Source organism: Brevundimonas sp. ZS04 (genome assembly GCF_001956865.1).
GTDB classification, from domain to species: domain Bacteria; phylum Pseudomonadota; class Alphaproteobacteria; order Caulobacterales; family Caulobacteraceae; genus Brevundimonas; species Brevundimonas diminuta.
Genome location: NZ_MTHE01000009.1, coordinates 134,788 through 151,084, shown reverse-complemented (window position 1 = coordinate 151,084; position 16,297 = coordinate 134,788). Strand labels below are relative to the sequence as shown.

The following is a 16,297-nucleotide window of genomic DNA, read 5'->3' as shown; positions in this document are numbered from 1 at the left end:
GGCTCGGGACGCGGGGGGCGCAGCTCCAGGCCGAAGCGGTGGCCTTGAGTGTAGAGCAGGTGGGCCGCCGTCGCGCCTGTCGCCAGTCCGCCCGCCGCTGCGGCCAGATAGCGCAGCAGCCCGCCGGCCGCGCCGGGCGCGCGACGCGCCGGACGACGCTTCCGGGCGCGCGACGCGCGATGATTCGACTGTGGTTTCATCCCCATTCGCCCTTCAACGGCCACGCTAGCCGGCCGTTCCGTCTTGAAATCATCCGTCGCAGACCCCAATCACCCGGAATGTCCGATCAGAACACCCAACCGACCCTGCTGACCGCCTGGAAAGGCGCCCAGGCGCGCCTGAAGGCCGCCGGCATCGACAGCCCCTCCATCGACGCCCGCCTGATGCTCGAGGCGGCGACGGGCGCAGGCCGCGTCGACATCCTGAACGACCCCTACCGTGCGCTCTCGCCTGAGCAAACCCTGGCGCTGGACGCCATGGTGGATCGTCGCCTGCGCCGTGAGCCGGTGTCGCGCATTCTGGGCCGCAAAGGCTTCTGGAAGATCATGCTGAACGTCACTCCTGACGTCCTCAGCCCGCGCCCGGACACCGAGACGGTGGTGGATGTCATCGTGCGCGCCTTCCCGCCCAACACCGCCTTCGACATGGCCGACCTGGGCACGGGCTCGGGCGCCATCCTGCTGGCCGCCCTGGCCGAGCGGCGCGGCGCGCGCGGCGTCGGCACCGACATCTCGACCGAGGCCATCGCCGTGGCGCGCGAGAACGCGGCCAATCTGGACCTGAACCACCGCTGCACCTTCATGCGCACCGACTGGGCGGCGGGCTTCGCCGACGACAGCTTCGACCTGGTGGTGTCCAATCCGCCCTATATCCCGACCGCGGACATCGCCGGTCTGGACCCCGAGGTGCGCGAGCACGATCCGCATCTGGCGCTGGACGGCGGCCCTGACGGACTGCAGCCCTATCGCGACCTGGCGCCCGAGATCGCCCGCATCCTGCGCCCGCAAGGCGTCTTCGCCGTCGAGATCGGCTGGGACCAGGGCCAGGCGGTCAAGGCCCTGTTCGAAGCGGCGGGCTTCACCGACGTCAAGGTCGTGAAGGATCTGTCGGATCGCGACCGCGTCGTCACCAACGGCCCGGACCCGCGCGTGGGCCCGATCCCCGAAGCCGAAGCGCCGTTGCAATAAAAACCCTTGGAAAGCGTCTCGGCGCGCGCTAAGTCCGTGGTGTTCCCCACTCAGACGCACCCTTTTCGAGCCGGTTCGCTCGATTAAGCGTGTCGGAGTTCAGTGACGGCCGCGCCCCTCAGACGGACGTGGCGGACCACGGGGGACGCACGGTTTTCCGAACAGCTCGCACCGGGGATCGGCCCCGAACGAACGGAACGACGAACAGGGTCTCGCCCGTCTTCTGCGACGGCGGCCCGCACCAACACGGTAAGCTCCGATGAGAGATTTCAAGGGCATGAAGCGTCAACGCGGACGCAACCGTAAGCCCGGCGGCGGCAATAACGCCAACGCGACCAATCCGAACCGTTCGTGGGACTCGCAAGGCCCCGAGAACATCAAGGTCCGGGGCAACGCCCAGACCGTCTACGAACGCTATATGCAGCTGGCCCGCGACGCCGCGGCCGCCGGCGACCGCGTTCTGGCCGAAAACTACACCCAGCACGCCGAACACTATTTCCGCGTCCTGCGCGCGCTCCAGCCGCAGCGCTCGGTCAGCGAGATCGCCCAGCGCGAACAGGCGGGCCAGGGCTTCGACATCGACTTCGAGGACGAGTCGGGCGCCCAGGCGGCGGCCATCATCGCCGCCCAGCAGGCCGAGGAGCGCCGCGTCGAGGAAGAGGCTCGCCGTCAGGCTGAACGCGCCGAGCGCGAGGCCAACCGCGACCGCGAGCCCCGTGAGCCGCGTGAGCCCCGCGAACCGCGTGAAAACGGCGACGGCGACAACCGCGAAGGCGGCCGCCGCGAATCCCGCCGCGAGCGTTGGGAGCGCCGCCGCGAGGAGCGCAACCGTCGTTTCGAGAACGGCGAATCCGAGATCGCCGACGCCGATGAGTCCGGTCAGGACGGCGGCCCGGCCTCCGAGGTTCCGACCGAAGAGCGTGCGCATGAGGCGCCCGCCGTCGAGGCCGGGGCGGACGCCGACGCGCCGGTCGCCAAGGCGCCGCGCGCCCCGCGCCGTCCTCGCGCCGCTGCGGCCAAGGATGAGGCGGCCGGCGACGACGCCGCGGCTCTGCCGGGCTTCCTGACCCGCCCCGCGGCGATCGAGGAAGCGGCCCAGGACGACGAGACGCCCGCCCCGCGCACCCGCCGTCCGCGCCGCAAGGCTGAGACGGTCGCCGACGACGAATAGGGCGAGCAAACAACCCTTGCGGGTGTGTTCACTCTAATACAACCATTTGCACGTCACTCTCGATCTATCGGGAGGACGTGTGATGGAATTCGTTCTACTGGCGATCGCCCTCGGACTGGCGACGGGCGTCGCGGGCGTCAGGCTGTCGATCGGCGCCCACGGGCGCATTCGCGCGGTGCAACGGCTGCATGACCGCCAGCTCGCCGCCGCCCGACGACGCATCGCTGATCTGGAAGGCGCCGCCTGCGACGTCGAGGCGCGCCTGTTTCGCGCCCAGGCGGTCGAGGCGGCCGGACGCCGCACCCATACGGCCCTGCTCGCCGCCTTCAGCCGTGAGATGCGCGGGCCGCTCGACGCCATATTGGGCTTCGCCGACCTGCTGCGGATCAATGCGGTCAATGAGCCGCTCAGCCGTCGTCAGAGTCAGGCCGTCGAGCAGATTCACGATGGCGCGGCTCGCCTGCGGACTCTGGTCGAGGGGCTGACCGCCTTTGCGGACGCCTCGGGCGTCGCGGCCGCGCGCGAACGTCTGGACCCTTTGCTGATCGCCCGGCGCATCTGCCAGTCCCTGGCCGGTCAGGCCGAGGCGGCGGGGGTCGATCTGCGTCCGCCTCCGTTTCAGGCCGGGCTGACGGTCCAGGCCGAGCCTCGCGCCCTGGATCAGGTGTTGACCAGTCTGATCCGCAACGCCGTGCAGCATAATCGTCGCGGCGGGACGGTGGTGATCGAAGGCCGCCGCCTCGCCCAGGAGGTCTGGATCACCGTACGCGACACCGGGCCGGGCCTGTCGCCGCGCCGGATCGAAACCCTGTTCGACCCTTTCGCCCGGCGCGGCCGCGCCGCCTCCTCGGCTGACGGCGCGGGCGTCGGCCTGGCCGCCGCCCGCCGTCTGGCGGCCGCCATGGACGGCGATCTGACGGTCGAGAGCCGGGAAGGCGAGGGCGCGGCCTTCATACTGCGCCTGCCGGCTTCACCTCGGCGTCACGTAGAACTTCGGGCCGAACAGCGGGCTGAGCTTCAGGCCGAGTTCCGAGCCGCCTCGCCCTTGCCGCGTCTGCCGGACGCGGTCCTGCTCTATATCGCCGAGGACGCGGCTGCGGTCGCCCTGATGCGCCATCTGCTGCACGGGGCGGGTCAGATCCAGCTCCACGTCGCAGCGACCGCGCAGGAGGGGGCGGACCTGGCGCGCGACCTTCAGCCCGACGCCGTCATCCTGGATCTTGATCTGCACGGGGGGCAGGGCCTGGCGGTCAAGGCCGCCCTGGCGCAGCAGCCGCTGACCCGCGACCTGCCCGTCATGGCGCTGTCGGCGGCGATCGCCCCGGACGAGGTGCGACGCGCGCAGGCGGCGGGCTTCGCCGAATACCTGATCAAACCGATCGGACTCGCCGATCTGACCGCAGGACTGTCGCGTCTTCTGGCGCCGTCTGACGCCTCTTCGCGGACCATGCCCAAGGCGGCGCAGGCCTGACGACTTCACGCGGTCGCGACGACGGGCGGGGTTGACGCCGCGCCTCATGGCGGCTTCCTAAAGAGAAACGGGGCTTTCGATCCCCGTCGCTTGAGAAGACCGATATGCCGCGTACGCCGACCCGACCTTTCCGGCTCGCTTTCCAGCCCCTGTTCAAGACCCTGATCGGCCCGGCTCTGGGCTCGGCGGCCCTGGCCGCCTGCGCCACGACGCCCCCGCCGCCTCCGCCGCCGCCGCTCCCGCCGGTTCCGGCCGCGCCCGAAGCGCCCGTCGGCGCCGTGCTGGACGACTGGCGCGGCGTCATCACCCCGGCGGACCGCGACCGCTATCAGCGCCGCGCCGCCGCCTGGAGTCTGGCGCTGGAACAGGCTCGCCGCCAGCCCGGTTCGGGCGACCTGTCGGCCTTGGGCGAACTGATCGATCCCGACGCCGCCCGTCCCAGTGTCGCCCCGCCGCCCGGCGCCTATCGCTGCCGCACCGTCAAACTGGGCTCTCAGGGGGATGAAGGCGGGCTCGGCTATGTGGTCTACGGCTGGTTCGCCTGCCGCATCGAACAGACCCCCGGCGGACTGAAGCTGATCAAGCGCACCGGCTCGCAACGCCCCGCAGGTCTGCTCTTCCCCGAGAACGACCGTGAAATGGTCTTCCTCGGCTCCATGGCCCTGGCGTCCGAGCCGACGGCCCGCAGCTACGGCCAGCGGCCCGAACGCGACCTGGTCGGCGTGCTGGAGCGGATCGGCGAGCGGCGCTGGCGCCTGGTCACGCCCTGGCCGGCGGCGGAATCCAACCTCGATCTGCTGGAATTGGTCCCGGCGCCGCCGTCGCGCTGAACCGTCGCCGTTCCTGTCCGTTAGGACTGGATGACAGTAGAGAGCCCGATGCGCTTCAGCCCCGTCGCCGCCGCCCTGTTCGCGAGCGTCCTCGCCCTGGCCGGCTGCGACCGCGACGCCGCGCCGACCCCGTCGCCCCCTTCTTCTCCGGATGCGCCTGTCGCGGCGCCGTCTGAAGCCGTATCGCCTCCGCCGGGGACCGCGGCGCCGTCCCCGTCTCCCGGCGAGCAGGGCGGCGGCGACGATTGGCGTGCGGTCGCCGCGCCCGCCGACGCCAGCCTGCTGGGCCGCCTCGACCAGGCCTGGAGCCTGGCCCGCGCCGAGGCCGAGGCGCGCGGCTTCGCCGACGAGGTCGAATCTCTCGGCGTCCTGGTCGATCCCAACGCCGGGCAGGCCGGTCGTCTTCAACCGCCGCCGGGCGACTACCGCTGCCGCACCGTCAAACTGGGCGCGCGCGAGGCGCAGGGCCTGGCCTACGTCGCCTATCCGGCCTTCCGTTGCCGCGTCGAACTGACGCCCGGCGGCGACCTGATCCTGGCGAAGACCACGGGCAGCCAGCGCACGCGCGGCCTGCTCTATCCCGACACTGATCGACGCCTGGTCTATGTCGGCGCCCAGGCCTGGGGCGACGAGACCGGCTTCCCCGCCTACGGCGCCCAGGCCGAGCGCGACCAGCTGGGCGTGTTCGAGCGCATCGGCCCGCAACGCTGGCGCCTGGTCATTCCCTTTCCCAAGCAGGAATCCAAGCTCGACATTCTGGAGCTGACGCGCTGATCGCAGCTTGACCGTTCAGGGGCGCGCCCTTCACCCTGAGCGCCTCATCGCCTTTACCTTCGGAGCACCCTCATGCGCGGCGTCGGCCTCACGCTCGGATCCATCATCGCCATCGCCGTCGTCCTGGCGGTCGTGCTGATCGGCTTCCCCACCTACAACGTCTATTCCAAGCAGATGGCGGGCAAGGCGGCCTATGAAGAGGCCGTGCAGAACCGCCGCATCCGCGTGCTGGAGGCCCAGGCCGCCCTGGACTCGGCCAAGCTGACCGCCGCGGCCGAGATCGAGCGCGCCAAGGGCGCCAACGAGGCCAACCGCATCATGGCCGAGGCCCTGGGCGGCCCCGAGGCCTATCTGCGCTGGTCCTACATCAACATGCTGCAGGAGACGGCCGGCAAGGAAGGCCGCCAGACCATCTACATCCCCACCGAGGCGGGGATGCCGATCCTGGAAGCGGGCCAACGTCCGGCGCGCTGACCTGAGCCCTTCTCCCACAAGGGGAGAAGGGTTAGGGCGTTCAGACCCGCGTCAGCCGCAGATCCTGATAGTCGTAGCTGAAGTCGATGTCCGGCGAGACGCCCTTGACCGTGGCGGTGGCGGGCTTGGCCGTGGCGATGCTGAAGGTGATGAAGGCGTCCTCTTCGCGCTTGTCGGGGAAGCGGGTGCGGAAGGTCTCGCCGTCATAGGGCTCCAGCCAGCCTTGCAGCGCCGGGGTGTGGGTGAAGCGCAGCCACAGGCCGGACTTGCGGTTGCGGCCGCGCCCTTCCGTCTTCGGCTCGATGACGATGTCGCCGTACCAGGGATCGCGCCAGGTTCCGGCGTAGGCCTCCAGCGGCAGGGAGGGGGCCGCGCCCGCCGCCTGTTTGGCGTCGATCTCGACGGCGGCCTTCAGCGACTTCTCGGTCCCTTCGGCCTCAATCCGCTTGGAATCGGCGATCCAGTCGACGTCGACCTTGTTCATGGCGATGTCCGACAGGCCCGAGCGCAGGGCGCGCAGCAGGAAGCTCTCTTCGGCGTTGGTGAAGACCGAGAAGCCGATCTTGCGGCCGGGGATCAGCACCGTGGCCGAGATGCCGCCGGGCGAGCCGCCGCCGTGGGTCGCCAGTCGCTCGCCGCGATAATCCTGCACCTGCAAGCCCATGGCGTAGGTCGAGGCTACGGCCCGGTTCGGCAGGGCCGCCGTCGGCCCGTTGGACGAGGAGACGACGATGTTGGGCTTGTACATTTCCTTCGCGGCGGCTTCGGAGAACAGGCGCGAGCCGTCGGCCAGCTTGCCGTCGTTCAGGCGCACGGCGATCCACTTGGCCCAGTCGTGGGCGCTGGCGCAGATGCCGCCCGCCGCCGCCGCCGAATCCCAGTTCCACACCTCGACGATCGACTCGGCGATCTGGGTCATCGCCCCCTGATAGCGCAGGGGCGGGCCGACGCGGCCGTGAGGCAGGGCGCTCTTCTTCGGGTCGGCCAGACGCGCCAGGGGCACGCTCTCGCTCATGCCCACGCGGTCGAAGATGCGGGTCTGGACGAAGACCTCCCACGACAGGCCCGAGACCTTCTCGATCACCGCGCCCGCCACCACGAACATCAGGTTGCAGTAGTGGTAATCCTCGCGGAAGCCGTCCTCGATGGGCACGAAGGCGGCCTGCGCCAGAACCTCGGCCCGCGTCCGGTCGCTGTTGGGCCAGAACAGCAGATCGCCCGCGCCCAGGCCGAAACCGGCGCGGTGGCTCAGCGTGTCGCGCACCGTGATGCGCTCGCCCACCATCGGGTCCGACAGGGTGAAGCCGGGCAGATAGGTGCGGATCGGCTCGTCCCACTTCACCTTGCCTTCATCGACCAGGATGGCCAGGCAGGCGGCGGTGACGTTCTTGGAGTTCGACGCGATGGCGAACAGGGTATGTTCGTCGGCGGGTTCATTTTTGCCCTGACGGCGCACGCCATAACCCTTGGCCAGCACCGTCTTGCCGTCGCGGACCAGGGCCAGCGACACGGCGGGCTGGTCCGGCCAGGCGGCCATGCAACGCCGCACCCAGGCGTCGGCGGCGGCGGCGATCTCGTCGTCGGAACGCGTATCGGCGCTGGTCTGGGCCCAGCCGGTCGCGGGCAGGGCCGCGCCGGCGGCGCCGACGGCGGAAGAGATCAGCGCGGCGCGGCGCGACAGGCGGATGGACATCAAGGACGCTCCCGAAGACTGAACGGCGACGCTAACGCCGCCCGTCCGCCGGGCCAAGGGGCGTAAAGCGTCCTACGCCGCCAGCCGCCACCTTTGCAGATGCTCCAGCACGTCCGCCACGATCTGGGCGCGGGTGAAGCCGGTCACGTCGCGCGGGCGCGTGCCGTCGCCGGTCACGGCGCTCAGCCGCCATTCCAGGGCGCGGCGGCTTTCGGGCGCCTCCAGCGCGGTCAGGGCGGGCAGGGGCCGCGAGCGCGCGCCCAGCCGATACAGGAAGTCCCGTCCGTTGGCGTGCTCGACTCTCAGCCAGACGCCGTTGTCGTCGCTCTGGACCTCGCTGTTCTCCAGCCCTTCGGCGGCGACGGCGGCGCGCACCTCTTCCAGCGCCGGGAAGCCGTGGCGCGCGATCTGGCGGTCGATGTCGCGACGGCTGGCCGGGGCCAGGATGCGCTTGAGCTGTTCGCGCAGGGGCGGCGCCTCGGTCTCGACGGCCTCGCCCTTCAGGTCGGCGTTCATCTGCCGCGCCAGGCCGAAACAGGCCAGGATCATGATGACCGCGAAGGGCAGGGCCGCCACCAGGGTCGCCGCCTGCAGGGCGCCGAGGCCCCCGGCCAACAACAGCAGGGCCGCCGTCAGCCCCTCCATTCCGCACCAGTAGACCCTTTGCCAGCGCGGCGTCTCCTCGGCCCCGCCCGAGGCCAGGGTGTCGATCACCAGCGAGCCTGAGTCCGCCGAGGTGACGAAGAAGACCGCCACCAGGGCGATGGCCAGGACCGAGGTGATCGCCGTGCCCGGCAGGAACTCGAAGAAACGGAACAGGGCCGTCGACAGGTCCGTCTGCACCGCGTCCGAGATCGCCCCCGCCGCCACGCCCAGGTCCAGGCTCATGGCGGTGTTGCCGAAGACCGTCATCCACAGGAAGGTGAAGCCCGACGGCACCAGCAGCACGCCGATGAGGAACTCCCGCACCGTCCGTCCGCGTGAGATGCGGGCGATGAACATGCCCACGAACGGCGACCAGGAGATCCACCAGGCCCAGTAGAGCAGGGTCCAGTCCGCCATCCAGGCGCGCGGCTCATAGGCGTAGAGGGTGAAGGTGCGCTCGAAGAAGTGGTCCAGATAGAGGCCGAAATTCTGCACATAGGCCCGCAGCAGGAAGAGCGTCGGCCCCACGATCAACACGAACAGCATCAGGCAGACGGCGATGAACAGGTTCAGCTCGGACAGCCGCCGCACGCCCTTGTCCACGCCGGTCAGCACCGAGATCGTCGCCGCGCCCATCACCACGACGATCAGTCCCACCTGCATGATCACGTCGTTGGGCAGGCCGAAGACGTAGTTCAGGCCCGAGGTCATCTGCGCCACGCCGTAGCCCAGGGAGGTGGCGATGCCGAACAGGGTGCCGCAGATGGCGAAGATGTCGACCAGGTCGCCCAGCCAGCCGTTCACCCGCTTGCCCAGCAGGGGATAGAGGCTGGACCGCATGGTCAGGGGCAGTCCCTTCCTGTGCGCGAAATAGGCCAGGCTCAGACCCACCACGGCGTAGATGGCCCAGGCGTGGACGCCCCAGTGGGTATAGGTGATGACCATGGCCTCGCGGGCGGCTTCCAGCGTGCCGGGCTGCGCCTCGGGCGGGGCGATGTAGTGCTGGACCGGCTCGGCGACGGCGAAATACATCAGGCCGATGCCCATGCCCGCGGCGAACAGCATGGCCAGCCAGGAGACATAGGGGAAGTCCGGCTCGGCGTCGTCCGGCCCCAGCTTCAGCCGCCCTGTCGGTCCCAGGGCCAACGCTGCGACGAACAGCATGAAGCCCGCGACCGAAGCGACGTAGAACCAGCCGAACGTCTCCACCACCCAGGCCTGGGCGCGTCCGAACAACAGGTCGGACGTCGCGGGCGCCATGAGGGCGAGCAGCAGCAGCCCGCCTGCGATGGCGCTGGCCCCCCAGAAGACCCGAGGGTTCATTTTTGAGCTCAGCATGGGCTCCAAGCGCACGGCAACGCTTAAGGTTCCATCAGGGTCACAGACCCGCCTTCGGAATGAAAAAGATGTAACTCGGTTATGCGTCGTGGCGCTGGTATCGGCGGTCTGGAGGACGTTGAGGGACGTCCGTGCGAGGACGCCCAGATATGAAGAAATACAAGTTCGCGCCCTTGTTGGGCGCCGTTCTGGCCTTGCCTGCGGCAGGCTCGCTCGCTCAGACGGCGCAACCCGCGTCGCCGTCAGCCGCCCGCGCACAGCAGGTCCAGAGTCCGCCTCAAAAGGCTGACAAGGATGACCAGCCTGCGGCCGTGGGCGATGTCGTCGTCAGCGCCCGCTCCAATGATGTCCGCACGTCGATCGACTCGATCAGCTACAGCCTGGCCGACGATCTTCAAGCGGCGACCGGCACCCTGGCCGAGGCCTTGCGCAACGTGCCCTCGGTCGATGTCGATCCTCAGGGCAACGTCTCCCTGCGCGGCGACGGCAATGTCACCATCCTGGTCGACGGCCGTCCCTCCGCCATTCTGTCGGGCCCGAACCGCGCCGACGCGGTGCTGCAGCTGCCGACCGATCGCTACGCCCGCATCGAGGTGATGACCAATCCGTCCGCCGCCTACAGTCCCGAGGGCTCCGGCGGGGTCATCAACCTGATCACCAAGCCGGTTCCGGCGGCGGTGGCCGCCGCGGCGGCTGCGGGGGCGTCGGGCGCGACAGTCACGACCGGCTCGTTGCGCGCCAATGTCGGCGACAATGGGCGATGGAACGTCGGCGCCAGCGGTTCGCGGCAGCGCGGCAAGCTGACCCTGACAGGCGATCTCAGCTATCGCCATGATGATCAGGGTCTGGCCTTCAACCGTCTGCGCGAACAGCTCAACGCCTCCGGCGCGACCGTCGGCACGACGACGACGGCTCAAAACATCGACTCGACCCAGAGTGGTTTCTTCGGTCGGGTGGCGGCCGAATACCGGTTGACCGACAAGACCATGCTGACCGGCGAGGTGCGCGCTAACCGTTTCGAGGTCGACAGCGACGTTCGCGGCTTGTTCGAAACCCGCGACGGCTCCGGGGCCCTGACCCTCGCCTACGCCCGCAACGGTTCGGGCGGCTTCGCAATGGACGGTTGGGGCGTCACCGGCCGGGTGCTGCACCAGTTCGACGCCTCGGGGCATGAATGGTCGAATGAGTTGCGCTACGATCGCAACGACCATGAAAATGACTCGCTAGCCGCCAATATCTTCAGCCTCCCGACAGAGCCGGCCTTTTATGAGGCTCAGCGGGGTTTGAACGCTCAGCAGACAATCGGTTTCACCAGCGCCTACACCCGGCCGATGGGCGAGGGCGCCAAGCTGCGCGCAGGATATGAGCTGAACCTGACCCGGCCGGATCAGGAGAATGAGGTGCGGCGCGGGCCGTCCGAGAACGCTCTGGTCCTCGTGCCGTCGCAAAGCAATCGGTTCGAGGCGGAGCAGATCGTCCACGCCCTATACGCCACCTATGAACGGCCGTTCGGCGAGAAGCTGTCCGGCCAGTTCGGACTGCGCCTGGAGCAGGCGGACATCGAGGTCGAGGACGTCACCAACGCCGTGCGCGCGTCCCAGGACTATTTCCGCGCCTATCCGACCTTCCACCTGCAGTATCAGCTGACCGAGACCCAGACGCTGCGCGGCAGCTATTCGCGGCGAATCCAGCGGCCTCAGCCGTCGCAGTTGAATCCTTTCGTCGTCTATGGCGATCCGTTGAACCTGCGTTCAGGCAATCCGGACCTGGAGCCGCAGGAGACCGACAGCTTTGAGGCCATGTGGCAGATGCGGCGCGGTCAGAGCTTCTATCAGGCCACAGCCTACTTCCGCGACACGACCAAGGCCTTCACCGACGTGGCGGCCGATGTGGGCGGCGGCGTCCTGCTGACGCGACCCGAGAACCTGGGCGCTCGACGCGACTTGGGGATCGAACTGACCGCCAGCGGCCGCTTGCACCCGACCCTGCGCTACAACGCCAGCATCAACGCTTTCCGTCAGGAGATCGACGCTGCGGGCATCGTGGGCGGTCGCGACCGTGAGGGCGAGATGCTGACAGGGCGTCTCAGCTTGAACTGGCAGGCCACGCCTAAGGATTTCGTGCAGTTGATGGGCTTCTGGCAGGGCGATCAACTTCTGGCCCAGGGCACGCGCGAGAGCGGCGGCATGCTGAACTTCGGCTATCGCCGCAAGCTGAACGACACCCTGTCCCTGCAGTTCACCGCGCGCGACATCCTGAACTCGTTCGGCGGCGCCACCACCTATGACACGCCTCAGTTCCGCGAGCGTTTCGACCAGGATCTGAATTTGCGCGCCTTCTATCTGGGCCTGACCTGGTCCTTCGGCGGAGGACCGCGGCGCCAGCCCGAGCAGTTCGACTTCTCGACCGGCCCGACGGGCGGCTGACGCGGATATGACCCGCTCAGGCTCGCGTCTCCCAGGCGGTCCAGGCGGCGATGGCGACCAGGCCCAGGGCCATGGCGGCGCGCAGCATCGGACCCTGGGCGCGGGTCAGCAGGGCGCCGCCCGCGCGCGCCGCCGTCAGCACGATGGTCGTATGGACGACGACGCTGACCAGAACGTGCAGCGCGCCTAGCGTCAGGGCCTGCGCCAGAGTCGAGCCGTGGTCGGGGCGCATGAAGCCGGGCAGCAGCACCACATAGAGCAAGGCGGCCTTGGGGTTCAGCAGATTGCCGATCAGGCCGCGTCGGAACAGGGCGCGTCGCCGCATCGCGACCGGGGCGACGCCCGCGCCGTCGCCCGCACTGCGCCAGGCGTCCCAGGCCAGCCACAGCAGGAAGCCTACGCCCGCCCAGCGGATGGCCTGATACAAGGCGGGCCAGCGCAGCACCACTTCCGTCAGCCCGAAGGCGGCGGCGACCATCCACAGCGTCAGGCCCAGGGTGATGCCGACCACGGCGGCCAGCCCGGCCGCGCGCCCCTGCGACAGGGACACCAGCGCCAGCCATCCCATGTTCGGGCCGGGGGTCAGCTCCATCAGCGCGACCGCGACCAGGAAGGGCGCGACCACGGTGGGATCGATGGGCGGCTGCATCGGCGATTTCCATCCTTTTCCTGCGGCCACGCTAGGCCGGGACGGGCGGCGTCATCAATCGCGGGTCGGCCCTCTTGCGTGTCCCATAGGCCACACCCACCTCCTTTGCGACAGCTCAAGGCGTCGCTTTCGATAAGGGCGCATTGAGTCGAAATCCGCCTCCCGAGGGGAAACCGAACGACATGAATCTCGACCTCTATTCCGACCGCGCCAAACAGGCCGTCCAGTCCGCCCAGTCGCTGGCCCTGGCCCGCCGCCACCAGCAGTTCGCGCCCGAGCATCTGCTCAAGGTGCTGCTCGAGGAGCGCGACGGCCTGGCCCGCAAGCTGATCGATCAGGCGGGCGGCGACCCGTCCGCCGTCGAACTCGTCACCGAGGGGTTGCTGAAGAAGCGGCCCCAGGTTTCGGGCGGCTCGGGCCAGATCTATCTGGACGGCGACACCGCCCGCGTCTTCAACGCCGCCGAAGAGGCCGCGAAAAAGGCGGGGGACGCCTTCGTCACCACCGAACGCCTGCTGGCCGCCATCGCCAAGGAGGGCGGCGCCGCCGCCGAGGCGCTGAAGTCCGCCGGGGTCACGGCCAAGAAGCTGGACGACGCCGTCGCCGAAATCCGCAAGGGCAAGACCGCCGACAGCGCCGGCGCCGAGGACAGCTTCGACGCCCTGAAACGCTACGCCCGCGACCTGACCGAGGCCGCCCGCGACGGCAAGGTCGACCCCGTCATCGGCCGCGATGAGGAGATCCGCCGCACCATTCAGGTGCTGGCCCGCCGCACCAAGAACAACCCCGTCCTGATCGGCGAGCCGGGCGTCGGCAAGACCGCCATCGTCGAGGGCCTGGCCCTGCGCATCGTCAACGGCGACGTGCCGGAAAGCCTGAAGGACAAGAAGGTTCTGTCGCTGGACATGGGCGCCCTGATCGCGGGCGCCAAATACCGCGGCGAGTTCGAGGAGCGCCTCAAGGCCGTGCTGAACGAGGTCGCCGCCGCCGAGGGGCAGATCGTCCTCTTCATCGACGAGATGCACACCCTGGTCGGCGCGGGCAAGGGCGACGGGGCGATGGACGCCTCCAACCTGCTGAAGCCTGCTCTGGCGCGCGGCGAACTGCACTGCGTCGGCGCCACCACGCTGGATGAATACCGCAAGCACGTCGAGAAGGACGCGGCCCTGGCCCGTCGCTTCCAGCCGGTCTTCGTCTCCGAACCCACCGTCGAGGACACGGTGTCGATCCTGCGCGGCCTGAAGGAAAAATACGAAGTCCACCACGGGGTGCGCATCAGCGACAGCGCCATCGTCGCCGCCGCCACCCTGTCGAACCGCTACATCACCGACCGCTTCCTGCCGGACAAGGCCATCGACCTGATCGACGAGGCCGCCTCGCGCGTCCGCATGGCCGTGGATTCCAAGCCTGAGGCGCTGGACGAGATCGACCGCCGTCTGGTCCAGCTCAAGATCGAGCGCGAGGCCCTGAAGAAGGAGAGCGACAGCGCCTCGCAGCAACGTCTCGAAAAGCTGGAGGACGAGATCGCCGACCTCGAAGACCAGTCGGACGACATGACCGCCCGCTGGAAGTCGGAAAAGGACAAGGTGGGGCAGGGCGCGCAACTGCGTGAGACCCTGGACCGCCTGCGCGCCGAACTGGCCGCCGCCCAGCGCGCCGGCGACCTCGGCCGCGCCTCAGAGATCGCCTATGGCCAGATCCCGCAGTTGGAGAAGCAACTAGCCGACTCCGAATCCCCGGCGGCGGTCGCCGCTCCCCTGACGCCCGAGGTCGTCGACGCCGAACAGATCGCCGCGGTCGTCAGCCGCTGGACCGGCGTCCCCGTCGACAAGATGCTGGAGGGCGAGCGCGAGAAGCTGCTCAAGATGGAGGACGAACTGGGCCGCCGCGTGGTCGGTCAGGACGAGGCCCTGGCCGCCGTCTCCGACGCCGTGCGCCGCGCCCGCGCCGGCCTGAACGACCCCAACAAGCCGCTGGGCAGCTTCCTCTTTCTCGGCCCCACGGGCGTCGGCAAGACCGAGCTGACCAAGGCGCTGGCGGGCTATCTGTTCGATGACGACAACGCCATCACCCGCATCGACATGTCCGAATACATGGAGAAGCACTCGGTCAGCCGCCTGATCGGCGCCCCTCCGGGCTATGTCGGCTATGACGAGGGCGGGGCCCTGACCGAGGCCGTGCGTCGCCGCCCCTATCAGGTCGTCCTGTTCGACGAGGTCGAGAAGGCTCACCCCGACGTCTTCAACGTGCTGCTTCAGGTGCTGGACGACGGCCGCCTGACCGACGGTCAGGGCCGCACCATCGACTTCAAAAACACCCTGATCATCATGACCTCCAACCTGGGCAGCCAGTTTCTGGCCGACCAGCCGGAAGGCGAAGACGTCGAGGCCGTGCGCCCGCTGGTCATGGAGCAGGTCCGCGCCCACTTCCGGCCTGAGTTCCTGAACCGCATCGACGAGATCATCCTGTTCCACCGCCTCGGCCGCGAACAGATGGGCGGCATCGTCCGCATCCAGCTGGCGCGTCTGGAGAAGCTGATGGCCGACCGCCGCCTGACGCTCGCTTTGGACGACAGCGCCCTGACCTGGCTCGCCGACAAGGGCTACGACCCGGTGTACGGCGCACGACCGCTGAAACGCGTCATCCAGAAGGAGCTGGTCGACCCGATGGCCAAGAAGCTGCTGGCCGGCGAGATCGAGGACGGCAGCGTGGTGGCGGTTTCAGCGGGCGCCGACGGGCTGGAGATCGGGAAGGCGCGGGTGCATTAGGCGCCGAAGCGCTAACGTTTGAAAAGTGGGATGAATCATGCGTCGATTGCCGTATGGCGATCTATGCTCCTCAACCTGCGATAACACGCCTCGAAAGCGATCTTTTGATCCTGTTGGCTAAGATTGTTCTCGACGAGAATAGCGTATCGTACGACGGGAACGTCGGTTCAGATCGCTTGGTTCTGAGCGACGAAAGGGCACGGGAACTTTGCGACCTGCTAACTGAATATATAGGTAGCCGCGCGTTCGTTCGGGGAACGACATTTGTAGAAATGATGTTCGATGGACGCTTAGATCATGATCATGATGCTCGAGAGATCTATCTCTCTTCTAGAAAGGATATGGGGCGAACGCGGGTTCTTGCGTCTCGACAATGGGCGGATTTTAAGGCTCGGATAGGTTTGGAAGCCTCTCCATATGAAGCCCGTGTCAGGCCTATGGATTCATCTCAGTTCATCGAGATGGAAAAAAGACTTCTAAGGAAGCTGGCTGTTCATCCTGCGCTTGAAAAGCTTATTGAAAGTCTCGTAATCGACCGCATCGAAATTTTCGATAAGATTGAAAAGCGAGAGAAAATATTTGTTCCGGGCCAAATCCGGGGTGCCGCGGTAAAATTTGTTAGTCAGTTGCAGGGCGCTTGCGGTGGGGTCGATATTTCGAAGACGCAGGTTGTTGGAATAGCGACCGTCGTTTCAGATGCGACCGTCATGTTCTCGACGCGGGATTGGGGGGTGGCCGGTACGCTATCCACCATCGCGGGTGGTCTTGCCATGAGCGCGCCCCAACCAAAGGCATAGTTGCTGCGCCATCACCGAAGTTGCTGGAAGCCAACCTCTTCCGTCATCCTCCGGCAAGCCGCGTCAGCGGCGCA

The 16,297-nt window shown here is 68.2% G+C and carries 12 protein-coding genes and 1 pseudogene; 9 read left to right on the top strand and 4 right to left on the bottom strand.

Features of this window, described 5'->3' with window-relative positions; genetic code table 11:
• Nucleotides 1–200 (bottom strand): annotated as a pseudogene (locus tag BJP32_RS12615) (hypothetical protein); the annotation flags it as partial.
• 78 nt (nucleotides 201–278) lie between these two features.
• On the opposite strand from BJP32_RS12615, the gene prmC reads away from it, so the two are divergent.
• The 6 genes from prmC (at nucleotide 279) to BJP32_RS12585 (ending at nucleotide 5,907) form a co-directional block, all read left to right on the top strand.
• On the top strand, nucleotides 279–1,187 hold the full coding sequence (prmC, locus tag BJP32_RS12610; protein WP_076224374.1) for a peptide chain release factor N(5)-glutamine methyltransferase: 909 nt from the start codon (nucleotides 279–281) through the stop codon (nucleotides 1,185–1,187).
• A gap of 277 nt (nucleotides 1,188–1,464) precedes the next feature.
• Nucleotides 1,465–2,358: a DUF4167 domain-containing protein gene (locus tag BJP32_RS12605; RefSeq protein ID WP_233126834.1), complete on the top strand. Its 894-nt coding sequence runs from the start codon at nucleotides 1,465–1,467 to the stop codon at nucleotides 2,356–2,358.
• An 82-nt stretch (nucleotides 2,359–2,440) separates the two neighbouring features.
• Nucleotides 2,441–3,829, top strand: coding sequence for a hybrid sensor histidine kinase/response regulator (locus BJP32_RS12600; protein ID WP_076224371.1), 1,389 nt, complete (start codon nucleotides 2,441–2,443; stop codon nucleotides 3,827–3,829).
• Between the two features lie 104 nt (nucleotides 3,830–3,933).
• Nucleotides 3,934–4,659, top strand: a complete 726-nt coding sequence (locus tag BJP32_RS12595) for a DUF4893 domain-containing protein (RefSeq protein WP_076224370.1) — start codon at nucleotides 3,934–3,936, stop codon at nucleotides 4,657–4,659.
• Between the two features lie 48 nt (nucleotides 4,660–4,707).
• Nucleotides 4,708–5,433 carry a DUF4893 domain-containing protein gene (locus BJP32_RS12590; RefSeq protein ID WP_076224368.1) on the top strand — a complete coding sequence of 242 codons (726 nt, stop codon included), beginning with the start codon at nucleotides 4,708–4,710 and terminating at the stop codon, nucleotides 5,431–5,433.
• Between the two features lie 72 nt (nucleotides 5,434–5,505).
• Entirely contained in the window at nucleotides 5,506–5,907 is a 402-nt protein-coding gene (locus BJP32_RS12585; RefSeq protein WP_003166255.1) for a hypothetical protein, read from the top strand.
• 40 nt (nucleotides 5,908–5,947) lie between these two features.
• Here BJP32_RS12585 and BJP32_RS12580 read toward each other — a convergent pair whose 3' ends face one another.
• Nucleotides 5,948–7,600 (bottom strand): serine hydrolase, encoded by a 1,653-nt coding sequence (locus BJP32_RS12580; protein WP_076224366.1) that lies wholly within the window; start codon nucleotides 7,598–7,600, stop codon nucleotides 5,948–5,950.
• A 72-nt stretch (nucleotides 7,601–7,672) separates the two neighbouring features.
• Nucleotides 7,673–9,568, bottom strand: a complete 1,896-nt coding sequence (locus BJP32_RS12575; protein WP_233126833.1) for a BCCT family transporter — start codon at nucleotides 9,566–9,568, stop codon at nucleotides 7,673–7,675.
• A gap of 164 nt (nucleotides 9,569–9,732) precedes the next feature.
• Between BJP32_RS12575 and BJP32_RS12570 the strand changes: the two genes are divergently transcribed.
• The gene (locus tag BJP32_RS12570) at nucleotides 9,733–12,009 is read left to right on the top strand and encodes a TonB-dependent receptor domain-containing protein (protein WP_076224363.1); all 2,277 of its coding nucleotides are present in this window, start codon (nucleotides 9,733–9,735) and stop codon (nucleotides 12,007–12,009) included.
• A gap of 16 nt (nucleotides 12,010–12,025) precedes the next feature.
• Here the strand turns inward: BJP32_RS12570 and BJP32_RS12565 are convergent, their stop codons facing one another.
• Entirely contained in the window at nucleotides 12,026–12,658 is a 633-nt protein-coding gene (locus tag BJP32_RS12565; RefSeq protein WP_046652396.1) for a LysE family translocator, read from the bottom strand.
• A gap of 182 nt (nucleotides 12,659–12,840) precedes the next feature.
• Here BJP32_RS12565 and clpB point away from each other — a divergent pair, with 182 nt between their 5' ends.
• Both clpB and BJP32_RS17180 read left to right on the top strand, forming a co-directional pair.
• The gene (gene clpB / locus BJP32_RS12560; protein WP_046652395.1) at nucleotides 12,841–15,426 is read left to right on the top strand and encodes an ATP-dependent chaperone ClpB; all 2,586 of its coding nucleotides are present in this window, start codon (nucleotides 12,841–12,843) and stop codon (nucleotides 15,424–15,426) included.
• A gap of 53 nt (nucleotides 15,427–15,479) precedes the next feature.
• Complete coding sequence (locus BJP32_RS17180; RefSeq protein WP_143255471.1) at nucleotides 15,480–16,223, top strand: hypothetical protein; 744 nt, start codon at nucleotides 15,480–15,482, stop codon at nucleotides 16,221–16,223.
• The last annotated feature ends 74 nt before the right edge of the window (nucleotides 16,224–16,297 follow it).